We start from the raw sequence: 25,325 nt of genomic DNA, 5'->3' as shown, positions 1-25,325 counted from the left end.
TTAGACTACGAAATTCAACGGCGTAAACGCCGATCTACAGGGTGCGCTCAAACAGTCAAAACTTTATGGAAAAGGAACTAGAGAAAATAAAAGAGCGTATTAAAAAATAATACGCTCTTTAAATGATTATCGGGAATTGATCGCAAATAAGATAGGTTTACTGAGTAAACGTATTAACCAATTCACTATCACCAATAATAACAGGCACTCTTTGATGCAACTCAGTTAACTGAGTTTTTAAAATGCTGTTTGTTTCTGTATTGGCTTGACCGCCAGCAGCTTCAACCAGCATTGCCATCGGAAATGCTTCGTACAATAACCTAAGTTTGGCAGGTTGTTTCGGGTTTTTAGTATCAGACGGATATAAAAATACCCCACCACGGGTCAATACCCTATGCACATCACCAACCATAGCGCCATTCCAACGCATATTATAGGTTTTGTCACGATTTGACGGATTAATTAAATCGGTAATTGTTTGCTGATAAAACTCAGACCAGTAGTGATAATTTGCCATATTAATTGCAAATTCTTTTGTTCCGCCCGGCAGTTTCACCTGATTTTTAGTTTGATAAAATTCTTTGTTGATTTTATCAAGTGTGAATTCGTGGATCTCACCTTTTACCGCAATTAATAAAATAGTGGCAGGGCCATATAATACATAGCCAGCACACAGTTGATCATCACCAGTTTGGTAATATTGCTCAACTGAACCATCTTCAACACCCTCTTTTGCCGGTAAAATCGTAAAAATAGTACCGATCTGGCCGTTAATATCAATGTTTGAGCTACCATCTAGCGGATCATAAGCGACTAAAAATGGTGCACCTGATTTGCAGGCGACCGGTAAATCTTCTTCTTCAGAAGCGACCGAACGAACGTAAGGGTTTTTTGCTAATAAGTCGAGCAAAATCTGGTTTGAGATAATATCCAGCTTTTTTTGTGTTTCGCCTTGCACATTTTCAGTTTCGGCTGCACCGTGTACACCTGAAATTGCACCCATTCCAACTCTGAACGAAATTTCTTTAGACGCGGATAAAATAGAGTGAATGACGTGCTGAAGCTTAGCATCCACTTCTAAATCAACCAATAAATCTTCAATAGATTGCATGCGTTATCCTTTAAAAACGGTCAATACAGTTAAGTTCTTCAAATGATTGCTCAAGGCGCTTAATCATAGAGGTTTCTGCATGGCGTAACCAGTTGCGAGGATCATAATACTTTTTATTTGGTTTATCTGCACCTTCAGGGTTACCTAACTGGCTTTTCAAATAATCTGATTTCTCTTCATAATAAGCTTGAATGCCATGCCAAAACGCCCATTGAGTATCTGTATCAATATTCATTTTGATCACGCCATAACCAATTGCTTCGCGGATTTCGGCTTTTGAAGAACCCGAGCCACCATGAAATACAAAATCTAAAGCATTATGTGGTAACTCAAATTTTTCGCAGGTGTAACTTTGTGAATCACGTAAAATCACAGGCGTAAGTTGTACATTACCCGGGTTATAAACCCCGTGGACATTACCAAACGAAGCCGCAATCGTGAACTGTTTACTGATAGCGGATAATTTTTCGTAAGCGTAAGCAACATCTTCCGGCTGAGTATAAAGCGCTGATTTATCTAAGTGTGAATTATCAACCCCGTCTTCTTCACCACCAGTACAACCCAATTCAATTTCAAGCGTCATCCCCATTTTAGCCATGCGGGCTAAATACTCAGCACAAGTTGCAATGTTTTCTTCTAAAGATTCTTCTGATAAATCAATCATGTGTGAGCTAAATAAAGGCTTGCCGGTTTGTTCAAAATATTGCTCTGACGCAGTTAACAAACCATCAATCCAAGGCAATAAATTACGAGCTGCGTGATCGGTATGTAAAATAACCGGCACTTTATATAACTGGCTCATTTGATGTACATAATGCGCCGCCGCGACTGCACCTGCAATGGCTGCTTCGTGTTTATCACACTTTAACCCTTTACCGGCAAAAAAGCTGGCACCGCCATTAGATAACTGAATGATAATGGGTGCATTGACCTTGGCTGCGGTTTCTAGTGCAGCATTAACAGAATGGCTACCAATTACATTAACCGCAGGTAATGCATAGTTATTTTCTTTTGCGTGTTTAAATATTTTTTGAACATCGCTACCAGTCACTACACCTGGTTTAATATCGCTAATTGTGGTCATCGTGTATTCTACTCCCAGAATCCTAATGTCGTTTTGTTGGCTTCATTGTGTTGTTAAAGTTGAACTTATCGCTGTGGTTTATTGACCAAAATGATTCAAGCTCAGACTATTTAAATTTTTCAACAATCGGTTTTACTGCAATATTGCTACATTTTTGCGCATCTTATTTTGTATTTATTTGCTCCGTTTTATTGCCAAATCAATAACTGCATCGGCTGTTTGCCAAATGCAAATTGTTAGAGGCAAAGTTAATACCTAATAACGCAAATTTTGCTGATATAACAACCAGCAAAACAAATGGCTTGTTTTAATAGAAAGGGCTAATAAAACAATAAAAGTAATGACCGATGATGATTGTTGGTGATTAATTTAGCATTGTTGTGAATGGTCTGCAAACTTTTTATATACAAAATTAATCAAATTTCAACGCATGTTAATTTTTCAAATAATCGTACAATAAGCTTATTTGGGCGTTGTTTAACGTATTTTCAAAGAATTTAATTTGACGAGTGCATAATTTTAAACAAAGATTAAATTGTTTAAAATTTGCCTAACTAAGCATAATGTGAGAGAATTCAATGCTATATTGATTATATATGCATGTTTTTGCACTTTTGTTAAATGTGTAACTTTGGGGAGAGTTATTCGATTTAATTTTGTATTGTTATCTCTGTTTGTGCGGACTTATGCAGAATAATTAAAACGTTTTCTTAAACTATAATAAGCGGATTTTACTTAATGTTAGAAATTCAAAGACAGCAACTGTTGCTCGACATACTTGATGAAAAAAAGTTTGTGACAGTTGCCGAGTTAACTCAATTATTACGCAGCTCGGAAGCGACAATCAGACGAGATTTAGTCAAACTGGATAAGCAAAATAAGCTTGTTAGAGTACATGGCGGAGCTCAAGCATTAGAAACCGGGCGTGAAGGCAGCAAATTAAAGCATATTGCAGGTAATGCTTTTTGGGTGTCACGCGAAACCAAAGCTGATGTAAAGCGCTTAATTGCAAAAAAAGCCGTTGAATTATGTGCTGAAGGCGAATCAATTATTATTAATGGTGGTAGTTCCACTTATATGATGGGTGAGTTTTTGCAAGACAGAAACTTAAACATTCTGACCAACTCGTTTGTTTTAGCCCAAGAGCTAGCAGAGCGTAGCACTAATCAAATTTCTTTACCGGGTGGTGAAATTTATCGTAAACAAGGTATTATTTTAAGTGCCTACGATAATGATACAACACAGCATTATAGTGCGAGCAAAATGTTTATGGGTACGCCAGGCATTAGTGAGTTTGGTGTAACTGAATCTGATGCACTATTAATTCGCTCTGAGCAAAAATTACGTCGTCAGGCTGAAAAACTAATTGTGTTGGCGGATAGCTCTAAATTAGATCAACGCAGCAGCTTTATTTTCTGCCCATTAACGGATGTTGATACGTTAATTACGGACAGCAATGCTGATCAAAAAATCTTAGACAGCTATGCGCGTTTAGGGGTTGAAGTGATTGTTGTGGATGGCGGTGAGTAAAATTCACCGGATATTTGTTTAGTTAATGAGTTACGCTTTAAGTTGACTAAACTTTGTGTATCACAAAGTATTAAGTATCTTGAAAGGCGTTTTAAGAGGTAAATTCAGATTGATTTGTTTTTACCTCTTTATATAAATAACCTTGGTTTAAAGCTAAATAACCTAAGTTTGTTTATAAAATACTGGCATATTTAGCCAATATTTATTGGCAAACAAATAAAATATATGGTTAATTTATTATTGTTTTAAATTAACTTGTATGACAACATACAAGTGTTGCTGAATTATAAAAAAGTTAATTTAATTATCATCGGTTTTAGTTTGTTTAATCCGCTTCAAGCTAAAATCTGGATTGATTGAATTCAAATTTACACAATTTAAGACAAGATATGTTAACTTGATGGCAGATTAACTTATCTGACAAGTGAGTAAAGATTGGAACACGCTGCATTTTCTAAAATTCGTCGTTCACATAACCTGACTTCTGAACTGGCCGATTTATTACGCCAACAGATTAAGCAGGGTAAATATGCCATTGGCAGTAAATTACCCTCATCCAAATATATTGAAGAGCAGGCGGGCGTTAGTAGAAGTGTAGTTAGAGAGGCTGTTGCTCAGCTTAAAGCTGAAGGCATTTTGATTAGCCGACAAGGCGTTGGTGTATTTGTTGCTAATGCCAAATCGGCCAATACCAACGCTTTTGAAATCAATGCTTCTGAATTTGCTTCGATTAAAGATGCGATTCAAATTTTAGAACTGCGCAAAGCGGTTGAAACAGAAATGTGTGCACTTAGTGCTGAAAAAAGAACAGAGAGTCAGTTAGCTAAAATCAAAGCATGTTTTGTTCAAATTAGTCAAAAAAATGAGCAAAAGTTAGACTCTATGCACGAAGATTTTGCTTTTCATAAATCGATAGCAGAAGCTACTTCAAACCCGTATTTTGTCCGGTTTATTGATTTTATTGGCGCGGGAGTGATCCCTGCCAGAGACATTATTACGCAGGGACATGATTTAAATACCACGGAATATTTGGATTTAATTCAAAAAGAGCACGAACAAATTATGCGTGCAATTGAACTTAAAGATAAAGAATTTGCCAGAGCAGCTATGCGCGCACATTTAGAAAACAGCATAGCGCGCCACCAACAGCGAATTGAAGTTGGTAATCTGGAATCTGCCAGCTAGACTTAAACTTTGTTTTAAGCAAATGCTGTAGCAAGGCAGTAAAAGTATTGAGATAACGGTTAATAACCGGATTTAAATTCGTCTAAAAGTTATTTTTAACTTTATTTTAACTTGTCATATAAGGTGACATCTTGATAGTGGGGAAGCCATGAAAACCTTAGATATATTTTCAGTTGAAGACAAAGTTGTATTAGTAACAGGTGCAAGCCGTGGTATTGGTAAAGCGCTTGCAGTTGGATTTGCAAAAGCCGGTGCAAAAGTAATTTGTGCCAGTTCACGAGAAGGCGGTACAGCCGAAACTGAAGCCGAAATTAAAGCCTTAGGTGGTACAGCCGCTGGTGTGTATGCGGATTTGGCTGATCATAGTGCAGTTGAAAAAATGGCACATGATGCATTAGCAGTCTATGGCAAAATTGATGTTTTAGTTAATAACGGTGGCACTATTGCCCGTTATCCGGCTGCTGATTTTCCGTTTGCTGAGTTTCAAAAAGTAATCGATGTAAACTTAAATTCATTATTTTTATTAAGCCAAATTATCGGCAAAACTATGTTAGAGCGTGGTGCCGGTAAAATCATTAATACGGCTTCTATGTTGTCATACACTGGTGGGTTAACTGTACCTGCTTATACAGCAAGTAAACATGCGGTTGCAGGTGTAACTAAAGCATTAGCAAACGAGTGGGCGAGCCAAAACATTCAAGTTAACGCAATTGCTCCGGGTTATTTTGCAACGGATAATACTCAGGCTTTACGTGATAACCCAGAGCGTAATCAGGAAATTAAAAAGCGTATTCCATCAGGTGAGTGGGGACAACCTGATCAATTAGTTGGCGCGGCTATTTTCCTTGCAAGCCAGGCCAGTGATTATGTAAATGGTCATATTTTAGCGGTAGATGGTGGCTGGTTAGCCAGATAATCCTGCAAATATTGAGAGGTTTTAAAGAATGAGCGTAAATTACGAAACTCGTTATGCCATTGGTGCTAACGAAGCGAAAAAGTTTGATACTGCCCAATTAAGAGCAAACTTTTTAATTGAAGATTTATTCAGCCCAAATGAAGTTAAGTGGGTTTATACCCATTATGATCGCCACATGGTTGGTAGTGCGGTACCGGTTGATAAAGCAATTGAGCTGGATACCATCGACCCGTTAAAAAGCCAACACTTTTTATCGCGCCGTGAAGTTGGTGTTATCAACATTGGTGGCGATGGTGTAGTTGAAGTAGATGGCACAACTTATACTTTAGCGAATAAAGAAGCATTATATATTGGTGCGGGTGATAAAAAAGTTGTGTTTTCAAGTAACGATGCAACTAAACCGGCTAAATTTTATATGAATGCATCACCTGCGCATCATTCATTTCCGGATAAAAAAGTTACTAAAGCCGATGCTAATGTATTGAATTTAGGTACGCCAGAAACGGCAAATGAGCGTGAAATTAATCAATTATTAATTCACAGCGTTGTGCAAACTTGTCAGCTTCAAATGGGTTTAACCATTTTAAAACCGGGTAGTGTTTGGAACACCATGCCTTGTCATCAACATGACAGACGTATGGAAGCTTATTTATATATTGATTTACCTGAAGACCAAGCTGTTGCTCACTTTATGGGTGAACCAACTGAAACTCGTGTGCTTTGGGTTCAAAATGAACAAGCCGTTGTTTCTCCGCCTTGGTCAATTCATAGTGGTGCCGGTACATCTAACTATGCCTTTATTTGGGGTATGTCAGGTGAAAATCTGGATTATGACGATATGGACAAATATGGTCCGGCAGAAATCCGCTAATTAAAGTTTTTGTAACCCCGTGTGTGTCAATGGACAAGGATGTCCATTTTTCAGTGAAAACTTTGCTTCTTTTCTTACTTTCTTCTTGGCTCTTCTGTTTTTTATCTTTTAATTATTTAAAACAAAATATCTAACAATAAATTTGATTGATTTTGATTGATGTAGCTTGAAATTGTTTCTTTGCTGTGTATATTAGTTGCCATATTTTTATCAAAGGGTTAACAAATATAATGAAGTTAAAAAAATCAGGGTTATTTAAAGGGGCGTGTTTATTATCTGTATTAGCATTAAATGCTTGTGGGCAAGCTCAGTTGGAGCAACAATCAACCATACAAGCTCAGACTGAAAATAAACAAATTCAATCAGAAACTGCATTTATTTTTTCTTCATTTCGAGGTAACGGGCAAGATGGTTTGCACTTGGCTTATAGCCACGATGCTTTGAACTGGACTGCGATTAATCAGGATAACTCTTTATTAAGCCCTCAGGTGGGCGGCAAGTTAATGCGCGACCCTTGTATTATTAAAGGGCCTGATGGCAAATTCCACATGGTTTGGACCAGTAGCTGGGAAGATGGCGGGATTGGGATTGCTCATTCAGATGATCTTATTAACTGGTCTGAGCAAAAATTTATTCCGACAATGCAGGATTTTCCTACCGCAAAAAATGCATGGGCACCGGAAATTTTTTGGGATCAGCAAACTCAACAATATTTAATTTATTGGGCATCAACAATTCCGGGGTCGTATCCGGAAACAGAAAAGCAGGCAGATAAAGGTTGGGATCACCGTATTTATGCTGTCACCACCAAAGATTTTGAAAGCTATTCAGATACCTTTTTATTATTACAGCCAGATTTTAATGTAATTGATTCAACCATGATTAATGTTGATGACGAATACATTATGGTGTTAAAAGATGAAACCCGTTATCCGCCAGCAAAAAATTTAAGAGTAGCGGTTGCTCAATCGGCTTTAGGTCCTTGGCATGTAGATGAAAAAGCATTCACACCAAAAGATGTCTGGGTTGAAGGGCCAACAATTGCCGAATATCAGGATTGGTTTTATGTGTATTTTGATGAATATACCAATCATAACTACGGCGTAATGCGTACCCAAGACTTTGATAACTGGGAATTAGTTTCAGATGATTTGAATATGCCAAAAGGTAGTCGTCACGGCACGATTGTTGAGGTATCGCAAGCGACACTGGATAATTTATTAACTCATTTTGGGCAAAACCAGTCTGAATAATCCCAATAATTTATCAATCAAATTAAATTGCGAAATGGAATAAAAATGAGTTTACGTATTAAGTTAAAACCGGTATTTAAGCCTAAGTTAGCTTTAATTAGTGGCTTAATTGCCAGTGTTTGTTTCGTGTCGGGCTGTGGCGATAATCGAACAGTCCAAACTGCTGAAAACAAGGCGAATGCTGATTTATCTCAGCCTGCTGAACAATTAACTGACTTTACTATTATTAGTGATACACAGCAGCAAACGGTTTATATAGATCCGAATACTGATCCATTAATTAAATGGGCGGCACAGGCATTAATTGATGATATTAAAGCCTTATCTGGCAAAACATTAGCTTTAGTTGAAACTGAAAGTGCCCTCAATAAAGGGATTTATATTGGTCAACTCTCTGATCAGTTAATGAATCACACTGAGCTAAAAGCGCATGCACAAAGCAACGAGCTCATTTCAAAGTGGGAACATTTTGAAATTCAGGCAGATAAAAATCAGTTGACGATTACAGGTAGCGATGTTCGCGGTACTGTTTATGGTATTTTTGAGTTATCTGAAAAATTAGGGATTTCACCTTGGCGTTGGTGGGCGGATGTTACGCCACAATGGCAAGAACAAGTTAGCATAACGTTACCCCAACAAGGGTTAATTAGTGGCCCATCTGTTCAATATCGCGGTATTTTTTTAAACGATGAAGACTGGGGATTACAACCTTGGGCTGAACATACATTTGAACCTGAAGTCGGCGATATTGGCCCTAAAACTTACGAAAAAATCTTTCAGCTTTTATTAAGATTAAAAGCCAATACTATTTGGCCTGCTATGCACCCAAGCACGCAGGCGTTTTATGCGATTGATGGTAACCAGCAAATGGCACAGCAGTACCATATTGTGATTGGTACTTCGCATGCTGAACCTATGCTACGTAATAATGTAGATGAATGGGATAAAAAAACACTGGGTGAATATAACTATTTTACTAACAGTGAAACCATTAACCAATATTGGCAGCAAAGAATCGAGCAGGTAAAAGGAGATAAAGACCAATTTATTGCTACTTTAGGCATGCGGGGTATTCACGATAGCCACATGGAAGGCGCTGAAAGCATTGAAGATAGTATTGGTATTTTAGACGATATTATTAGTACTCAACGCAAAATGTTATCAACCACTCTGGCTAAACCCGCAGAAAATATTCCACAAACTTTCATTCCTTATAAAGAAGTTCTAGAACTTTACAATAATGGTTTAAAAGTACCGGACGATGTCACGCTAATGTGGACAGATGATAACTATGGTTATATTCGTCGTCTGAGTAATAAACAAGAGCAGTTACGCGCTGGCGGCAGCGGGGTTTATTATCATTTAAGTTATTGGGGTCGACCACATGATTATTTGTGGCTTAGCACAACTCAACCGGGTTTAATCTGGTTTGAGATGGCACGAGCTTATGCAAATGGTGCTCAAAAAATGTGGATCGCCAATGTGGGTGACATTAAACCGGCTGAATATAATATGGAGTTTTTTCTGGATTTAGCTTGGGATATTAACTCGATTCAACACGACTCAATTGAGCAATATATGCAAGATTGGGCAGCCCGTGAATTTGGCCAGTCGCACTCAGCCCAAATTGCAGCGCTAATGAATGAATATTACCGCCTTGCATCACTGCGTAAACCTGAATACATGGGCTGGAGTCAAACCGAGCCAACCCGAGAGACTAAATTAACCGAGTTTTCAAAAGCTGAAGCAGACAAACGTTTAGCGGCTTATCATCATTTGGTTGCTCAAGTTGATCAGCTAGCAAAGCATATTACAGCAGAAAAACAGGACGCTTGGTTTCAGTTAGTTGCTTATCCGGTTAAAGCAGCAGCCGCAATGAATGAAAAATTTATTTATCGTCAGTTTGCGGTGAATGCAACCCAACCAGCCGATGGTGCGCAGTGGCGAGCCAAAGCGACAGCTGCTTATCAAACAATTGTTGAGTTAACCAACACCTATAACGATGCAATCAGTAAGGGTAAATGGCAAAAAATGATGTCGATGCAGCCGAGAAACTTGCCTGTATTTAAAGCGCCTGAATTTGATTTAGCTGCACAACCAGAGCCAAATATTGCGTCAGATGCAATTTATCGACAAGCCAGTGAATATAGCAAAAAGCACGACGTAGATGGCTTTAATTGGCAAAGTATTGAAAGCTTAGGGTACAGTGATCGCGCAATAACCTTATTGCCGCTGGAAAATGTTTATTTTGAAACAGAGCAACCTTGGCTGGAATATCAATTAGATTTAACGGCTAATCAAACGTATCAACTGGAGCTTAGATTTTTACCAACCCATGCTAATCAGTTCGATCATCAAATTAAAGTATTTGTAAATGAGCAACCTTTAGGTCAGTTTGATTTAAATACCAAAGGGCGTAGCGAAGCGTGGAAAATCAATACGCTGAGAAACAGCCAGAATATTTATATTCCGTTAACCGCTCCGGCAGAGGGTTCTACTCATATTCGTATTCAGGTTAATCAAACCGGTATTGTATTGGATCAGCTTGCGGTTTATCCAGCAGAGTATCAACCAAGTTACGAGATACCACTGCAAAAATAAATTTAGCTCGTTATTTAATGTTTAATACACCGTTGAAATGATATTCAGCGGTGTAAATATCAAACTTTAAATGAATAAGTCTTAACTCGATCTGTCAGGCTCGATTAACAGAACTCAATCAAATCTGAAAGTCGCATAGGTGCCAGAAGGGGAAGTTGAGCTCTAGGATATTTACGTCAGCTAAAGGCCAGTTAGCCGACTAAACTTAAATACAGAAAAACAAGTTCAACGCCCAATTATGAGGCTGATAAAGATTGGCTAAAATAGTTAAGCGGAACCGAGCCAACCTTTAGCAGTCCCACATAAATTTTTTGTTAGGTGTCGATTGTTACGAAACCTTCGGCCCAATGATCTTTACCAAGTGGGTAACATGAAATATAAAAACCACTTTCGTCACCACTATCGGGATTAATTTGAGGAAAATCTATAAACCCAGGTTGTACTTTTAGCCGCTCAACAGCTGCGATTGCCTCTTGTTCAGAAGCATAAATTCCGATTGTTTTTACACACTCATTGTTTTGAGAAATTATGTGCAAATGTTCCAGCAGGTATACTTTTTCCATAGACACCGAACGCCGCAATAAACGGCAAGTAAAGCTTGGCTAAACTTAGTGAAACGAACGCGAGCCAAGCTTTACGCGTCCGCTTTTTCAGCGCCTTGTTATATTTACTTTACTCTTACTACTTCGTACCAAGTTTCGTAAGGTGGTTTCGGGTATTTTATACCTTTAATACCATTAAGAAAGCATTTTACTCCATTACTTTCCAGTTCAGACTTCGCGTCTATAACGTTACCGTCTTTGTTCACGGCAAAAACGAATTCAAAAGATTGATTACCTTCATCTTCTGTTAATTTCCGGCATTTTTTTGCAATCGGAGACCAATATTTATTGTGTTCAGGAATTAGTTGGTAAGCTTCATATTGAAACCCAATCTTAGTTTTTGATTGTTGGTAATGAAGTTTAACCATTTGCTTATAATTCAAATTGGTACTGTAGACATACTCAGATTTATCACTATTAGTTGAGGTGCAACCAAAGGTTAGAACAGAACACAAAATCAGGATTAAAATTTTCAATCAAAACTCCTTTTTCAGCGCCTTGTATGTGCCGAACACACTATAAAGGCAAAATAAAATACACATTGGGCTGAGCCAGTAAACTAAATACATAATTCTGTAGCTAGCAACTTTGTTAATTATAGGACTAGTTGAACGATTGGAATAGTTACAAATATGCTCCGCTGCGAACAACGTATAAATACCACCAACTGCTAGCGCGATGGTTGTATTCCCCGCAGACAATAACCATATGAAAAGAGATAAAAAGATAGCCCAAGCTATTGGGATGATAAATAACTCTAGAAGCTTTTTAATGACCAACTTAAAAACCATCCGTTTGATTGCTTTGTTAGGCTTTACCTTTAACCCAGAAATTTCTTGAAAGAAAGATAATTAACAAAATAGAAAAATATGGGAAAAGCAAATTAATACTCTCTTGTGCAGCTTCGACGGCACTAACGTTTTCAGGAAGTCTTCTTGCGTATACTACCGAAAATACTGAAACAACAAATAATAGAAAATTGACAATGTGGGAAGCAGAAAACCACCGACTAGAAATAACAATTATAAGAAGTGTAATGAGCCCACTTAATAGATAAATAACGATAGAAACAATTGCCTGCAATTGAGTACTGCAACCAAGAGGATGTTCATCAACTGCCAGCTTCTCAAAACACGCTGCTTCACCACCAAATAGCTCATGAAGAGCCAGCCATATAGCGGGGGCGGCTATTAAAAAAGTAGAGTAAACAGGCAGAAGTATTTTGTTTTCATCTTTTAGCATTCCCACATAAGTTTTTTGTTAGCTCTCGTGTTCAATTCCTATAAGTATCAATGTCAATATACGCACCAACTTCACCTAAAAATTTAACAACATTTGCATCAAAACCAATTGCTGGGGTGGAATGTTCTTCATTAGTTGAAATGCACAAAACAACTTCAAACCTAGGAGTAAAATTAAAACGCTTGATAGCCACAATAATAAGATCCTTTTTTGGCAATAGCTCAACAATTAGGTCCTTTGACAACTCGTAAACATCAACATACTCACCAATTACATTTGGAGTTGATAGTTCCCATGAATTTATATTGGAACGCTTGCCGACCTCTCTTGAGTCTTTCCTCAAAATAGACGTAGCCTCGATACCAAGAAATTTTGACAATTCTTCGGGCTCAATATTTCCTCCGTCTAGAGCAAAATATATGCGTCCTTCATTAGAGCTCAATGAGTCCCCCTAGAGAGCTAACAGCTTTTATCATGAATTCTCGCTTTCCACATACGTGCTGAATGAAGAATCCATAAATAAAAATAATTAATTTCAAAAACTTAGACTATTTAAATTTAAAGTCAATCATATTTTCCAATGTAGAAGCCAATACATGTGTGAAACCGAGAATCAATTAGTCTATTATGCAAACCAGTAAACAAATTAAAATCAATAACTTAACATTAAAAATGTAGAAACCGAGCCATTAATATTCTGGAGAAAGCGAGAATATACTGGCAAAAAATCAACCTTAGAATTATAACTGTATATATAACCAGTCTTAATTCTAAGGAGCGGAAATTATGTCTAAATCACCATTTTTAGAATCTATCCGAGCTGAATTGCGAATTCGACATTACAGCTATCAAACTGAGAAAGCTTATTTGCATTGGATAAAATGTTTCATTCGCTTTAATGATTACAAGCACCCTGAAAACATGGGGAATTTTGAAATTGAACGATTCTTAACTCATTTAGCAGTTAATAAGCAGGTTAACGCAGCAACTCAAAATCAAGCTCTTTGCGCAATAATATTCGTCTATAAAAATATCCTGAATAAAGAAACCGACAATTTGAATTTTAGATTTACAAAAAAGCAAGTTTCTATGCCTGTTGTAATTAGTCATGACGAGGCGGTGCACATTATCAACCTATTGCCGATTCAGTATAAACTGATAGCAAGTTTACTGTTTGGAGCTGGTCTAAGGATTAATGAAGCACTAAGGTTACGTATTAAAGATATTGATTTTAATAACCAATTGAAGTCTAAACCTATTCATCAAAACTGTAAGATCAGATATAAGTTACTACACTTTAAAAGATAAATATCTGGCATTACCTATCAGCCTCTTCCTGTGATGACTAGCTCCGTTTTTATAAAGTCCTGAGTAATTAAGATCACCTTGTCGTGCTGGCTTTAGCCCGTTTTACGCCTTTCGGTTTGAATGCCATAAATAGTGAATTACAGATAATTATTAATATTGGGTGAGCATTGTTTTAATAACTTATTAATAATATTTTTATTTGTTATTGAGTTGTCAAAATCAATCATTTACAATCACTTATTGTCAGCGCAGAGACGTCAATTATAAGAGGGTAAAATGAAGTTAAATCTCATAAAAGCGGTTTGTGTAACTTGGTTAACATTAGGATTATGCCAAGTGGCGAATGCAAAAGATGATAATAATTTACAGCCACAAACGATATTTGTTGCCGGTGATTCAACAGCCGCAGGTTATGGTAAACCAGATCAACAAGGTTGGGCTGGTGAACTTGAACAATTTTTTGATACATCTAAAACGAAAGTTGATAACCGCGCCCGTGGTGGTCGCTCTACCCGAACTTTTATTGCTGAAGGTTTATGGGATGCATTAATTAAAGATGTTAAGCCGGGCGATTTAGTATTAATTCAGTTTGGTCATAACGATGCAAGCCCAATAAATGACGAAAAACGCGCGCGTGGCACAATTGGTGGCATTGGCGAAGAAAGCCAGTTTATTCAGAATAAATTAACTGGTAAAGACGAAACCGTTTATAGCTTTGGTCATTACATTCGTAAAATGGTTGCCGATGTAAAAGCAAAGCAGGCAACACCGGTTTTATTATCTTTAACTGCCCGAAATTTATGGAAAAATGGCCGAATTGAACGTGGTTCAGGCCAATACGGTTATTGGATGTATCAATTAGCATGGGAATTAGATACCCAATATATTGATGTATCTAATTTGGTTGCTGATCAATTAGAAATGTTAGGCGAAGCTAAAACTTCTGAAATGTTTGTAAAAGACTATGTTCATTTTAATCCTCAAGGTGCGCAGTTACACGCGGCAACTATTGTTAGTGCCTTAAAAGGGATGCGCCCAACTTTAGATAAATCTTATTATTCAGCCAAAGGTAAAGCATTGGAGTCACGCGATTGGACATGGTTACGTTTACCTGTGGTGGCTGATAAAACTCGCCGTAGTGTATTTATGGTTGGCGACTCAACTGTACGAAATGGTGCAGGTGACGGTGCTAATGGCCAATGGGGCTGGGGCGATTTTGTTGGCGATTATTTAAATCAAAAAAATGTTAATTTAGTGAATCGCGCAATTGGCGGATTAAGCAGCCGTACATTTATGACCGCCGGACACTGGCAACGTGCATTAAATATGATGCAACCGGGCGATATTGTGTTAATTCAGTTTGGGCATAATGACGCGGCAGCGTTAAATGACGACAGCCGTGCTCGCGGTACAATTCGTGGTATTGGTCAGGAATATGAAATTATTGACAACATGTTAACTGGCAAAGTTGAAACGGTTTATTCGTATGGTGGTTATTTAAGAAAAATGATTGGCCAGGCAAAAGCGTTAGGCGTTATTCCAATTATTTGCTCACCGGTACCGCGTAAAACATGGCAACAAGATAAACCTTTAATTCAGCGTGCAGAAAATAGCTATCCGCAATGGGCTAACCATGTAGCTCGTCAAAGTGGCAGCCATTTTATTGATTTACATAACTTGATTTCATCAAAATATGATCAATTAGGGCCGGATGCAGTTGACCCTTTATTTGGAGACAAGCATACTCACACCAGCAAAGAAGGTGCTAAGTTAACAGCGCAAGTTGTAGCTGAGCAGCTTAATTATATTTTAGGTTTATAACCACTTATTTTTTGGATTATTGTTTTATGTGGAATTTAGGTTTAAGAGCTCATGATTTTGGTCAGGGTAACCCAGCGGAAATAGCAAAAGAAATAGGTCAATATGGGGCAACTTGTATACAATTAGCTTTAGCTAAATCTTTTCCTTTTATTGAAGAAAAAGCAGGTCAGTTATCACCGGGTTTTGCTAATCATGTGCGGGATGAGTTTAAAGCTCAGGGGATTAATATTGCAGTATTGGGTTGTTATATTAATCCAATCCACCCCGATCCAGAGATTAAAGAGCAATCTTTATTAAGGTTTGAAGAACATTTACGTTTTGCCCGTGATTTTGGCTGTGCCATTGTTGGAACAGAAACTGGTTCTAAAAACCCTGATTGTACTTACCATCCTGAATCGCAAACAGAAGAATCTTTTTTAGAGCTGGTTGATGCCGTTAAACGCTTGGCTAAAACTGCAGAAAAATATGGCTCAATTGTTGGGATTGAAGGGGTTGCTCATCATCATACAATTCACACATACGATAAAATGGTTCGTATGCTGGAATTAGTTGATTCTCCTAATGTGCAAGTGATTTATGATCCCGTAAATTTTTTCCCGCCTGACCAAACCCAAGATCAGCAAGCTTTGATGGATGAAGCATTTACTAAATTTGGCGACAGAATTGTTGCCATTCACAGCAAAGATTACATTTTAAAAGACGGTTTAAAATGGGGCGACTTACCAGCCGGAACTGGCGAAATGGATCATGCACACTTATTTAATTTATTAAAAGATAAAAAGCCGGGCATTCAAATTATTTTAGAAGCTACCGGCCATGAAAAAGCGACGGAAACGTTAGACTTTTTAAAAGCTTTTTGTAAATAAAATTAAGTTAGCTTATGTTTGAAAATGATTTAGCACCTGTTATTTAGGTGCTAAATTTTTTAATACATAATTATCAATACTTGATTTTTAATCCTCAATTTTGGCCGAATCAGCTAAAAACAAATTAACAATCGACTGCTTAATTTGGGTACTGGAAATATCTGGCGTTGCCGGTGCAAAAATCACGTTTATATGATGGGCAGCAAGTTTTGGAATTAATTGATTCCAACGATCAGTATTTTGCCATTGAATACCACTCACGACGGTATTGATATTTAATGTTTGCATCCAATTTACTACATTTTGCGTTTCAACTATTGGGTACTTGACTAAAGTGACGTCACTTACTATACCCAGCGCTTTAATTATTTCCATTCGCTGAGTTTGATTAATCACCGGATTTTTCCCCTTAGATTTGAAGCACATTGCATCTGGCGCAACGCCAACAATTAATTCATCACCTTGCTGGCGGGCAAACTTTAAAAAGTTAAGATGGCCAACATGAAATAAATCAAATACACCTAATGCTAATACTCTATTTTTATTCATTATGATTAACCTATTATGGTGAAGTGAGTTGTTGTTTTAACGCTTGTTCAAGTTCAATAAATAAATCATCGTCGGTTTGAAAATGCCTAACCTGAGCCAATAGTTTTTCAACTTTTTGCCACTTTTGTTTGCGCCACAAAATATAAATTCTTGAATAAGCAAAGCATTGAGTTAACAGACTAAAACCGGCTAAATTTTTGGCACAAATAATGGTATCAAAATCCGGATCTGGCACTTGCCAGTTACCATATAAAGCCTGCAAAATAAGTTCAGGTTGTTTAGGGTGCCATACAATGCCATAAGGCGTTGTTTTATCAGATAAATCTATTTGGGAATAAGTGGTTACCCGATTCCATGAAAACGGAATATTTGCCATCCATAAACCAGAAATCGTTTGCCCATTTTTTTGCTCAACGCCATAACCGCATAAATCTAAAATAACCCCATTTGAGTGAATAAAACAGCGTGGATTAATTAAGTCATAAGAGCGTTTATGTTCCTGCCAGCCATTTTGTTTTAGCAGTTTGATAGCTTGTGACATTTGTCCCCAATCAATGCCGATATCAATATCTTTATCAAAAGGTAGTAGGGCGTTATCGCGGGTTAATCCTAACAAAGTACCAGAGGTGGCGAATGAGCGAATATTATACTGGCGAAATAACACCAGCGTTTGCCATAAAGTGGCTTCATATTTTTTTTGATCGAAAGGCATCGCTTGGGTGGGTTTAATCGGTTCAGGTTTTGTGGTTAATAATAAATTGAGAGTTTTTCGGTAATATTGTATCGCCAGTTTTAATTGTTTATTTTGCTGATAAACCACCGCTAATAAATGAGATAAATCAATTGAACTTGGTTGTTTAGTTAAACATTGTTTAATTTGTTCAATGTATTCAGCACTTGTGCCTTCAATAATCGCTATTTCAGTTAAATAACGGATTGCGATTATCGAATCAGGATCTGTTTTTAAAACTGCTAAAAATTGAGTTTTAGCTGAGGAAAATTGATTTTGCTGATAAAGCTTGATGCCTTTTATAATTAAATCTAAAGAAGCCATATTTATTAACGTATTTGTTTTCACAAATTATAGGAGATAGTGGTAGAGTTTTATTTATTCAATTTATATTGGTTGAATTCAAAAAGAAATCCACTTAGTATTTTATTTATCATTTTTTTACCAATCACTCCTTTTGCGTAAGTTAAAAATTAACTTCAAATTACTTCACTTGCTGGTAGTTAACTGCTTTGTTTTAAGCTATGTGTTTATATCAATTAGTTATGCAACTGAAAAAATTTCATTTTTAAACTTAAATACAAGTGTTGAATTATTAAAACAAAATGAAAGTTATTTTGTTGAATCTTCAAATCTTATAGTAAATATATCAAATCGGTTAATTATAAAGACAGAAACACATCTACAACTAGCCGAGCAAATTTATATAAAAAATATAGTTACACGAGTTTGGCAAGCGTATCAGGGAGAGTCATTTAATTATTATGTAGCCGAGCTGAAAGATGGCATATCTATTGATTCGGAGATTAAACAGTTAAGCCAGATAAATGGCATTTTATTAGTACAGCCTGATATATTGCAACACAGGGTTAAAACCGAAGCGAGTAAACAACATTATTTACCAAATAAACAGACATTATTTGATCAGGTTTATTTTGAGCATTTAGACAAGTTAGATGGTAAAAATATAAATATTGGAATTATCGATGATGGTTTTGATTTAACTGATGCTGATTTTAAACAAACTCAAATTGTGTTTGAATATGATGTACAAAACCAGAGTTTATCTGCACGACCCAAAAACAAATTGGATTATCATGGAACAAAGGTAGCCAAAATTATTTTTGGAAAAAATAATTCTTTTAATGGTTTGGCTCCATTAGCAAATTTTATTGCAATTAGACAACCTACAACTTGGACTTCTAATACTTTGTTAGCGTTTCAAGTTGCTAAGCTAAATCGTGCTGATATCATTAATTGTAGCTGGCATTCCAGGATGTTACTTGAACCTATTAAAGACGTTGTTGATGATCTAGCTGTTAATGGTCGCTCTGGAAAAGGCACGGCAGTTGTATTTTCGGCAGGTAATCAGGGCGTAAAAATAACTAAAAATATCTATGAAGCTAGCATTAACTTAGCTAAAGTCGGTCGTTTTTCAGGAACCTTAATGGCTGCAGCTAGATTGAGCGGATTATTTGCCGCAGTAGCAGTAATTGAGTAAAATCCAGCGGTTACATTGTCGGAAGCAGTAAAAAAGTACAAATAAAAGTTGATCTAAAACAATTTTAGCTTTATTTATTTGTTCAATTTAATCAACGTGTCATCTATATTGGTCTAGAATGAGTAATGGTCGCTATTGAGCCTGTAAGTTTGATACCTAACTAATAAAATTTTTAGGGTATGTTGATCTTCGTGATTTTTTTGTAGATAGCTCATCTGTTCATCAAAACAAATTATGTCGGTTCTCGAAAAGCAAAGTGTTAATTGATATTTAATCAAAATGCTTTTGAAATAATTAAATATTCTATAACTTTTTTAAATTATATGAAAAAGTTAACTCAAAGCTATTCTACTTCGGGACACTCGTATTTAGCATGGTGTGGCACCAATGTATCATTGTAAAAAGTATACAGAAAAATTTAACTGACCTTAGTGAGAGTATTAACTGATGTATACAAAAGAAGTTTATCAGCTTTTTAATCTATTAAGGCTAAAATTGGTGCAGTGCTTTATATTTGTTGCTTTATCCATTGGTACTATAAATGCTCAGGAAATCGAATTTGTTAATTTTGGCAAAAAGATAACACTTGAGCACAGCGGTTCTGAGGGTACGAGGGTATATAGGTTTGCTGATTCAGAACAATTAGTGGAACTGTGTAACAGGATAATCATAAAAATTAAGGCTGGGATGGGGCGAGACGTTGCAAACGCGTTAAAAGAAAAAATAAATGTGGATCAGCTAGCGACCTTTGGACCCTTTGCCGAGCACGAGTTTATGGTGGTATCGTTAAAGGGGGAATCTGCGCTGAGCTTAACTTATGCGCTTGAAGTAGCCATTGGTTTGAAAGGCGTGATATATGTCCAGCCAGACCTTTTGCAAGTTAAATCAAACCTTGAGATTAAAAAGAAAAAAACTGAACACCCATTAACAAAAATATTATCAGAAGCGAGTGCAGCTAAAAGCTTACCGTATCGATTGTATCGGATAGAGAAATGGCAAGAGCAATTACAACAATCGACCCAAGGTGAGGGAGTAAAAGTGGTTGTTATTGATGATGGCTTTGATTTGAAACATGATGCCTTTAGCAAAACTAACATATTATTGACTTACGATATTGAGAGAAGAGCTAAAGATGTCCGGCCGCAAAGCAGATTGGATAATCATGGTACAAAGGTACTGGGGGTTATTTTTGCCAGAGCAAACGAATTCTTGCCTGATGAAGTGGCTGGGCTTGCAACCGATGCCGGACTTATCGCGATTAGACAAACAAAAAGCTGGGCTAGCTATACATTAGAGTCATTACATATAGCCAAACTGGCTCAAGCAGATGTGATTAATATGAGTTGGCAAACGCAGTTGCTACTGGAACCAATAAAAGATGCCATTGATGGCTTAGCACAAACCGGCCGAGACGGTAAAGGGGCGTTAGTAGTAATAGCTGCCGGAAATAGTGGGAACATGATTAAAGCAAATAGTACAGAGGCGAGTATTGAATCTGCGGTGGTGGTGGGAGCACTAGATACTAGTGGTATACCTGCAAGATTCAGCAACTTTGGTAAATCGATTAGCGCTTGGATGCCTGGTTACAGCGCCAAGGTAACTGCAAAAAATAATGCATACAGTGGTTTTGGCGGCACCTCTTATGCAGCTGCATATGGTACTGGCATAATTGCACTGTTGTTGGCATCCGAACCTGAATTAACGGCAAGTAACGTCAAGCAAAAGCTAGCTCAAGTGACGAGTATTGGATTAGATAATTAAAAAAATTTAAGTGATGTAAGTTGTTGTATTAATTGTGACTAAAACAACAACTTAAACAAAAGTCATTCCTACCTTAGAAGAATGTTTCGGGGTACAAAATGTGGATAAAACTATGGATACAGAATATAAAAGCGCAGCGATCTTTACGCACAGTAAACTACAAACTCATATTAAGGCTGCATTGCTATGCAGTGCAGCCATTCAATTACCTGTGGCAGTGGTTTCATCAACGCTAGCAAATGCAGAGACATTAAATGGCGCAGCGACTCATAAAACCGTTAATCAGCAAGCGCTAGATTATGTGCAGTCAAGGTTGATTAACAAAGCCATTACGGTCACGCGCGATCCAAGTTGGGGACGGCTTGTGTTTCTGCAATGTGGACCTGCTGATGGGGACCCCCGAAATACATTTTGTAGTGGTTATACAACCGAGACAGGATGTAGTGCTTACGCACCTCTTTGTGCTTGGGATGCAGGGACGCCTAGTAATAATCCTCCATCCTTTAACAGCAGCGCATCTACAAACTTTGCAGAAAATGGCACGGGAACAGTGCTTGATGTTAATGCTGACAATGGTGATGGCGGTAGCAATGATTCGGGGGTCACTTACTCTTTATCCGGTACAGACGCTTTACTGTTTAATATTGATTCAAGTTCAGGTGTTATCACTTTTAAGACTGCACCGGATTATGAATCGCCGGCAGACAATGGCGGCAACAATATTTACAATATTACAGTTACTGCAAATGATGGTGAAAGTAGCAATAATACGGCGACACAAAATGTTGCTATTACGGTAACAGATATAGATGAAGCGGCACCTTCTTTTGAAAATTCAACACCTTCTGAAAATACAATTAATCATAATCAAGCGGTGTTTAATCTCGATATTAACGAAGGCGGTACAGTCTATGCAATTGTGGTGGTAGATGGCGCTTTTGCACCAAATGCAGCACAGGTTAAAGCGGGTGTTGATTATGATATGGGTTCTGGTCGCTCCGCAGAAGTAATTAGCAGTGCAAATGTTACATTAAACTCAGGTAGTTATAGTGGGACAATCACTTTAACAGGATTAACAGCATCTACCGCTTATGATATTTATTTTATCGCAGAGGATGATGAAGGAACGCCTAACTTACAGTCTTCGCCGACTAAGCTAGATATAACGACAACCGCTGCACCAAATACTGCACCAGTATTTGCAAACCTAGATGGTTCTCCAAGCTTCACTGAGGGGGGAACTGCTGTTGTATTAGATAGTAATGTAACTGTTTCGGATACAGAGCTAGATGCGTTAAATAGCAGTGCGGGTAACTACAATAATGCGTCGTTAACTATTGTTCGAAACGGTGGAGCTAATAGCGAAGATGTTTTTGCAAATAACGGATTATTGGGAACTTTAACCGAAGGCAATGGCTTGACCTATAATGGCACTTCAGTTGGGACTGTCACGACAAATTCATCTGGTACCCTTGTTTTAACTTTTAATTCTAATGCCACGTCGGCAATTGTTGATTCAGTATTACAAAGTCTGACTTATGCAAATACCTCTGATGTACCTCCCAACAGTGTTACACTGAACTATAGTTTTAACGATGGCAGTTTATCTAGTACTGGAACTAATCAAGCTATTGTTTCTATTATAAGTGTAAATGATTCACCTACAGCTTCAGCTCGGCTAGGTACTGCGTCAACTAAAACTTTACTATTTGATATTGCAGACAATACTAGTGAACTCACCAATGGTTTTTTGGGGGCTACGTCCAGCGAAGCACGAACAAATATAGATGCTTTGTGTAAAGCGCAGTTTGAAGAAAAACATGATGATACTAGTAAGTTAGATGGCAGTGGAACAGTAAAAGCACATGCGCTCATTTCATTGTCTGAAACTGATGAAATTCGTGACATGGAAGTCAACTATGGCGTACCAAATTTACCTATTTATAACTCAGGCGGAACTAAACTTACCAATTCAGGAATGAGTGACTTTCTGGACGGTACCCTCTCTAATCTAAATACAGGTGCGTCTGATTTATTTGAAAATAGTGGTAATGTTAAATATTTTTGGACTTTTTCAAACTCAGATGGTTCTGTTAATACTAATAGCTGTGCAGCAGGAACCAGTAGTAGTAATACTGTTAAAGGCGTTGCGAACCAGAATGGTGCATGGTACACCCTTATTGGAAGTGTTCCGTGCAATAATGCCCTAAATTTTATGTGTATGGCTTGGCGTGAAGTTGGCGGAGGTGGCAGTATAGCTACTGATCTAACTTACACTGAAGATACTCAGGGGAGCCTAGATTTATCCAGCATTCAACTAGGAGATGCAGATAATACAAGTTTAACTGTTACTATTACTACTACAGCTGGGATTTTTTCAGATCCTATCGATACAAGTGGTGTCACTGCAACTTTGGTGAATGATACGACGATTACTTTAGTCGGTTCGATAAGTGACTTAAATGATTATTTTTCTAACTCATCAAACATCAGTTATATCGGTGCTGCAGATACAAGTGGAGACAATAATGCATTGTTCACGATTAAAGCTAATGATGGTTCAGGGGATGTAATATTAGCAACAATTAATGTCGATATTATAGCAGTCAATGATACCCCTATTGTAGCGAACAATAATGGCTTAACCTTAAATGAAGGTGGAAGTGGAGTCATTAGTTCAAGTGAGCTTCTATCCAGTGATGCTGATGACGCAGCCAGTGATTTAACCTATACAATTTCGACCTTACCCACAAAAGGTACATTATTTGTTGATAATAACTCAAATGATATTTTGGATGATGGTGAGGCTTTAAGTTTACCCAATAACGCCAGCTTTACGCAAACAACAATTGATAATGATAGCCTGCATTATGTTCATAATGGTAGTGAAACCACTTCGGATAGCTTTGTTTTTAATTTAGCTGACGATGAAGGTGCAAGTGTTAACAGTCAAACTTTTGCGATTACAGTTAACTCTGTTAACGATCAACCAATTGTTACGGCAACTCCAGCTAATCCAACCTTTAACGAAGGTGGTAGCGCCGTTAATTTATTTAGCTCGGCAGATGTTAGTACAGTTGACTTAGGCGAAGCTGTTACCGGTTTTAGTTTAACGGTGACTAATGTTAATGATGGTGCAGATGAAAAGCTGACTATTGCTGGAACCGCGATTTCTTTAACTAATGGCACATCCGGTACTACTGCCTCAAACGGATTAAATTACACAGTGAGTGTTGTTGCTGCAACGGCAACCGTTACCCTTACGAATGGCTCGTTAAATGATGCAACAACCGAGTCTATTTTAAACGCAATCCAATACAATAATACCAAAGTACAGCCAAGCACAAGCGCTAGAGTGGTTACGCTTACATCATTAAAAGATAATGGTGGTACTGCAAACGGTGGCGATGATACGGCTGTATTATCAATTGCTTCTACGGTAAATATTTCGACTAAACCTATTATTAGTGATGCTAATATTTCTATTTCTGGTGGGACTGGAACCAGCGGCGCTTTTAAGGTGGGTGATACAGTTACGGTCACATGGAATAACACGGGAGCAGGTGATAATAACGCGGGTGTGACAGGTGTAACTGTTGATTTTTCAAACTTTGGTGGCGGCTTTGCTGTTGTGGCAACTGAAAGTGCAGGAACATGGACAGCTAGCTATACCATTGTCGCTGGTAGTATTGATGCAACTAATCGGAATGTAAGTATTTCTGCTACTAATACTGTGGGATCAAGAACCACATCAGATACCTCAAATGCAACGGTTGATAACAGCGCACCTGTTGTGACGGATGCAAATATTTCTATTTCAGGTGCAACCGGAACAGGTGGCGTGTACAAAGTTGGTGATACGGTTACTGCTACATGGGACAATACAGTTGGTGGAGAAAACAATAGTGATCTGACTGCAAATGTGACCGTTGATTTTTCTCAGTTTGGTGGCGGCAGTGCAGTATCGGCGGCTAATTCTTCTGGTACATGGACAGCTATTTACACTATTGTTGCCGGCAGTATTAATTCTTTTAACCGAAATATTTCGGTTACAGCAACTGATAATTCAGGTAATAGCACAACGACAGCAGATACCACAAACGCGACTGTCGATAATACAGTTCCGAATTCATTAAGTATTACGACCCCAATAGAAAGCGATGATATTATCAACGCCGCAGAAGATAATGACGTACTGATTACGGGTACAGGGGCAGAAGCCAACGCTACCGTCGATATTGCCATCACAGATGGCAGCTATACAGATACAGCCCAAGTCACAGCCGATGGCTCAGGTAGCTGGAGCATTGCAGGCAGTGAGTTAGATGTTAGCAGCTTTAATAACGGCAATTTAACGGTTAGCGCAACGCAAACCGACACAGCGGGTAACACCT

20 protein-coding genes are annotated in these 25,325 nt (G+C 37.7%); 12 read left to right on the top strand and 8 right to left on the bottom strand.

Features of this window, described 5'->3' with window-relative positions:
* Positions 1-157: 157 nt before the first annotated feature.
* Both N7931_RS14200 and fbaA read right to left on the bottom strand, forming a co-directional pair.
* The gene (locus N7931_RS14200) at positions 158-1,111 is read right to left on the bottom strand and encodes a class 1 fructose-bisphosphatase (protein WP_262794959.1); all 954 of its coding nucleotides are present in this window, start codon (positions 1,109-1,111) and stop codon (positions 158-160) included.
* 10 nt (positions 1,112-1,121) lie between these two features.
* Entirely contained in the window at positions 1,122-2,195 is a 1,074-nt protein-coding gene (fbaA, locus tag N7931_RS14195; RefSeq protein ID WP_262794958.1) for a class II fructose-bisphosphate aldolase, read from the bottom strand.
* 738 nt (positions 2,196-2,933) lie between these two features.
* Between fbaA and N7931_RS14190 the strand changes: the two genes are divergently transcribed.
* From N7931_RS14190 to N7931_RS14165, 6 genes are all read left to right on the top strand, one after another.
* Positions 2,934-3,725, top strand: a complete 792-nt coding sequence (locus N7931_RS14190) for a DeoR/GlpR family DNA-binding transcription regulator (protein WP_262794957.1) — start codon at positions 2,934-2,936, stop codon at positions 3,723-3,725.
* A 435-nt stretch (positions 3,726-4,160) separates the two neighbouring features.
* On the top strand, positions 4,161-4,910 hold the full coding sequence (locus tag N7931_RS14185; RefSeq protein WP_262794956.1) for a FadR/GntR family transcriptional regulator: 750 nt from the start codon (positions 4,161-4,163) through the stop codon (positions 4,908-4,910).
* Positions 4,911-5,058: 148 nt separating this feature from the next.
* Entirely contained in the window at positions 5,059-5,826 is a 768-nt protein-coding gene (locus N7931_RS14180; protein WP_262794955.1) for an SDR family oxidoreductase, read from the top strand.
* A gap of 28 nt (positions 5,827-5,854) precedes the next feature.
* Positions 5,855-6,697 (top strand): 5-dehydro-4-deoxy-D-glucuronate isomerase, encoded by an 843-nt coding sequence (gene kduI / locus N7931_RS14175; protein ID WP_262794954.1) that lies wholly within the window; start codon positions 5,855-5,857, stop codon positions 6,695-6,697.
* Between the two features lie 230 nt (positions 6,698-6,927).
* Complete coding sequence (locus N7931_RS14170) at positions 6,928-7,950, top strand: glycoside hydrolase family 43 protein (RefSeq protein WP_262794953.1); 1,023 nt, start codon at positions 6,928-6,930, stop codon at positions 7,948-7,950.
* Positions 7,951-7,995: 45 nt separating this feature from the next.
* The gene (locus N7931_RS14165) at positions 7,996-10,551 is read left to right on the top strand and encodes a glycosyl hydrolase 115 family protein (protein WP_262794952.1); all 2,556 of its coding nucleotides are present in this window, start codon (positions 7,996-7,998) and stop codon (positions 10,549-10,551) included.
* Between the two features lie 314 nt (positions 10,552-10,865).
* Here N7931_RS14165 and N7931_RS14160 read toward each other — a convergent pair whose 3' ends face one another.
* The 4 genes from N7931_RS14160 to N7931_RS14145 all read right to left on the bottom strand — a co-directional run bounded on the left by N7931_RS14160 (position 10,866) and on the right by N7931_RS14145 (position 12,837).
* Entirely contained in the window at positions 10,866-11,114 is a 249-nt protein-coding gene (locus tag N7931_RS14160) for a hypothetical protein (protein WP_262794951.1), read from the bottom strand.
* A 104-nt stretch (positions 11,115-11,218) separates the two neighbouring features.
* A complete protein-coding gene (locus N7931_RS14155) occupies positions 11,219-11,629 on the bottom strand; it encodes a hypothetical protein (protein WP_262794950.1) in 411 nt (136 codons plus the stop codon).
* Between the two features lie 331 nt (positions 11,630-11,960).
* Complete coding sequence (locus N7931_RS14150) at positions 11,961-12,395, bottom strand: hypothetical protein (RefSeq protein ID WP_262794949.1); 435 nt, start codon at positions 12,393-12,395, stop codon at positions 11,961-11,963.
* A 31-nt stretch (positions 12,396-12,426) separates the two neighbouring features.
* Positions 12,427-12,837 carry a DUF4279 domain-containing protein gene (locus N7931_RS14145; protein WP_262794947.1) on the bottom strand — a complete coding sequence of 137 codons (411 nt, stop codon included), beginning with the start codon at positions 12,835-12,837 and terminating at the stop codon, positions 12,427-12,429.
* 344 nt (positions 12,838-13,181) lie between these two features.
* On the opposite strand from N7931_RS14145, the gene N7931_RS14140 reads away from it, so the two are divergent.
* The 3 genes from N7931_RS14140 (at position 13,182) to N7931_RS14130 (ending at position 16,390) form a co-directional block, all read left to right on the top strand.
* Entirely contained in the window at positions 13,182-13,703 is a 522-nt protein-coding gene (locus N7931_RS14140; protein WP_262794945.1) for a phage integrase N-terminal SAM-like domain-containing protein, read from the top strand.
* Between the two features lie 276 nt (positions 13,704-13,979).
* Complete coding sequence (locus N7931_RS14135; RefSeq protein ID WP_262794943.1) at positions 13,980-15,524, top strand: rhamnogalacturonan acetylesterase; 1,545 nt, start codon at positions 13,980-13,982, stop codon at positions 15,522-15,524.
* 26 nt (positions 15,525-15,550) lie between these two features.
* Positions 15,551-16,390: a sugar phosphate isomerase/epimerase family protein gene (locus N7931_RS14130; RefSeq protein ID WP_262794941.1), complete on the top strand. Its 840-nt coding sequence runs from the start codon at positions 15,551-15,553 to the stop codon at positions 16,388-16,390.
* An 87-nt stretch (positions 16,391-16,477) separates the two neighbouring features.
* Here N7931_RS14130 and N7931_RS14125 read toward each other — a convergent pair whose 3' ends face one another.
* Both N7931_RS14125 and N7931_RS14120 read right to left on the bottom strand, forming a co-directional pair.
* Positions 16,478-16,939, bottom strand: a complete 462-nt coding sequence (locus tag N7931_RS14125; RefSeq protein WP_262794939.1) for an adenylyltransferase/cytidyltransferase family protein — start codon at positions 16,937-16,939, stop codon at positions 16,478-16,480.
* Between the two features lie 13 nt (positions 16,940-16,952).
* Entirely contained in the window at positions 16,953-17,993 is a 1,041-nt protein-coding gene (locus tag N7931_RS14120; RefSeq protein WP_262794938.1) for a tetratricopeptide repeat protein, read from the bottom strand.
* A gap of 202 nt (positions 17,994-18,195) precedes the next feature.
* On the opposite strand from N7931_RS14120, the gene N7931_RS14115 reads away from it, so the two are divergent.
* The 3 genes from N7931_RS14115 to N7931_RS14105 form a co-directional block, all read left to right on the top strand.
* Positions 18,196-19,170: a S8 family peptidase gene (locus N7931_RS14115; RefSeq protein WP_262794937.1), complete on the top strand. Its 975-nt coding sequence runs from the start codon at positions 18,196-18,198 to the stop codon at positions 19,168-19,170.
* A gap of 447 nt (positions 19,171-19,617) precedes the next feature.
* Positions 19,618-20,931, top strand: a complete 1,314-nt coding sequence (locus N7931_RS14110; RefSeq protein WP_262794936.1) for a S8 family peptidase — start codon at positions 19,618-19,620, stop codon at positions 20,929-20,931.
* Positions 20,932-21,031: 100 nt separating this feature from the next.
* A partial coding sequence (locus N7931_RS14105) for a beta strand repeat-containing protein (RefSeq protein ID WP_262794934.1) occupies positions 21,032-25,325 on the top strand: 4,294 nt, incomplete at its 3' end.

This window comes from Catenovulum sp. 2E275, from assembly GCF_025515275.1.
In the GTDB taxonomy this organism is placed as follows: domain Bacteria; phylum Pseudomonadota; class Gammaproteobacteria; order Enterobacterales; family Alteromonadaceae; genus Catenovulum.
This window is presented reverse-complemented; position numbering and strand designations above follow the sequence as displayed.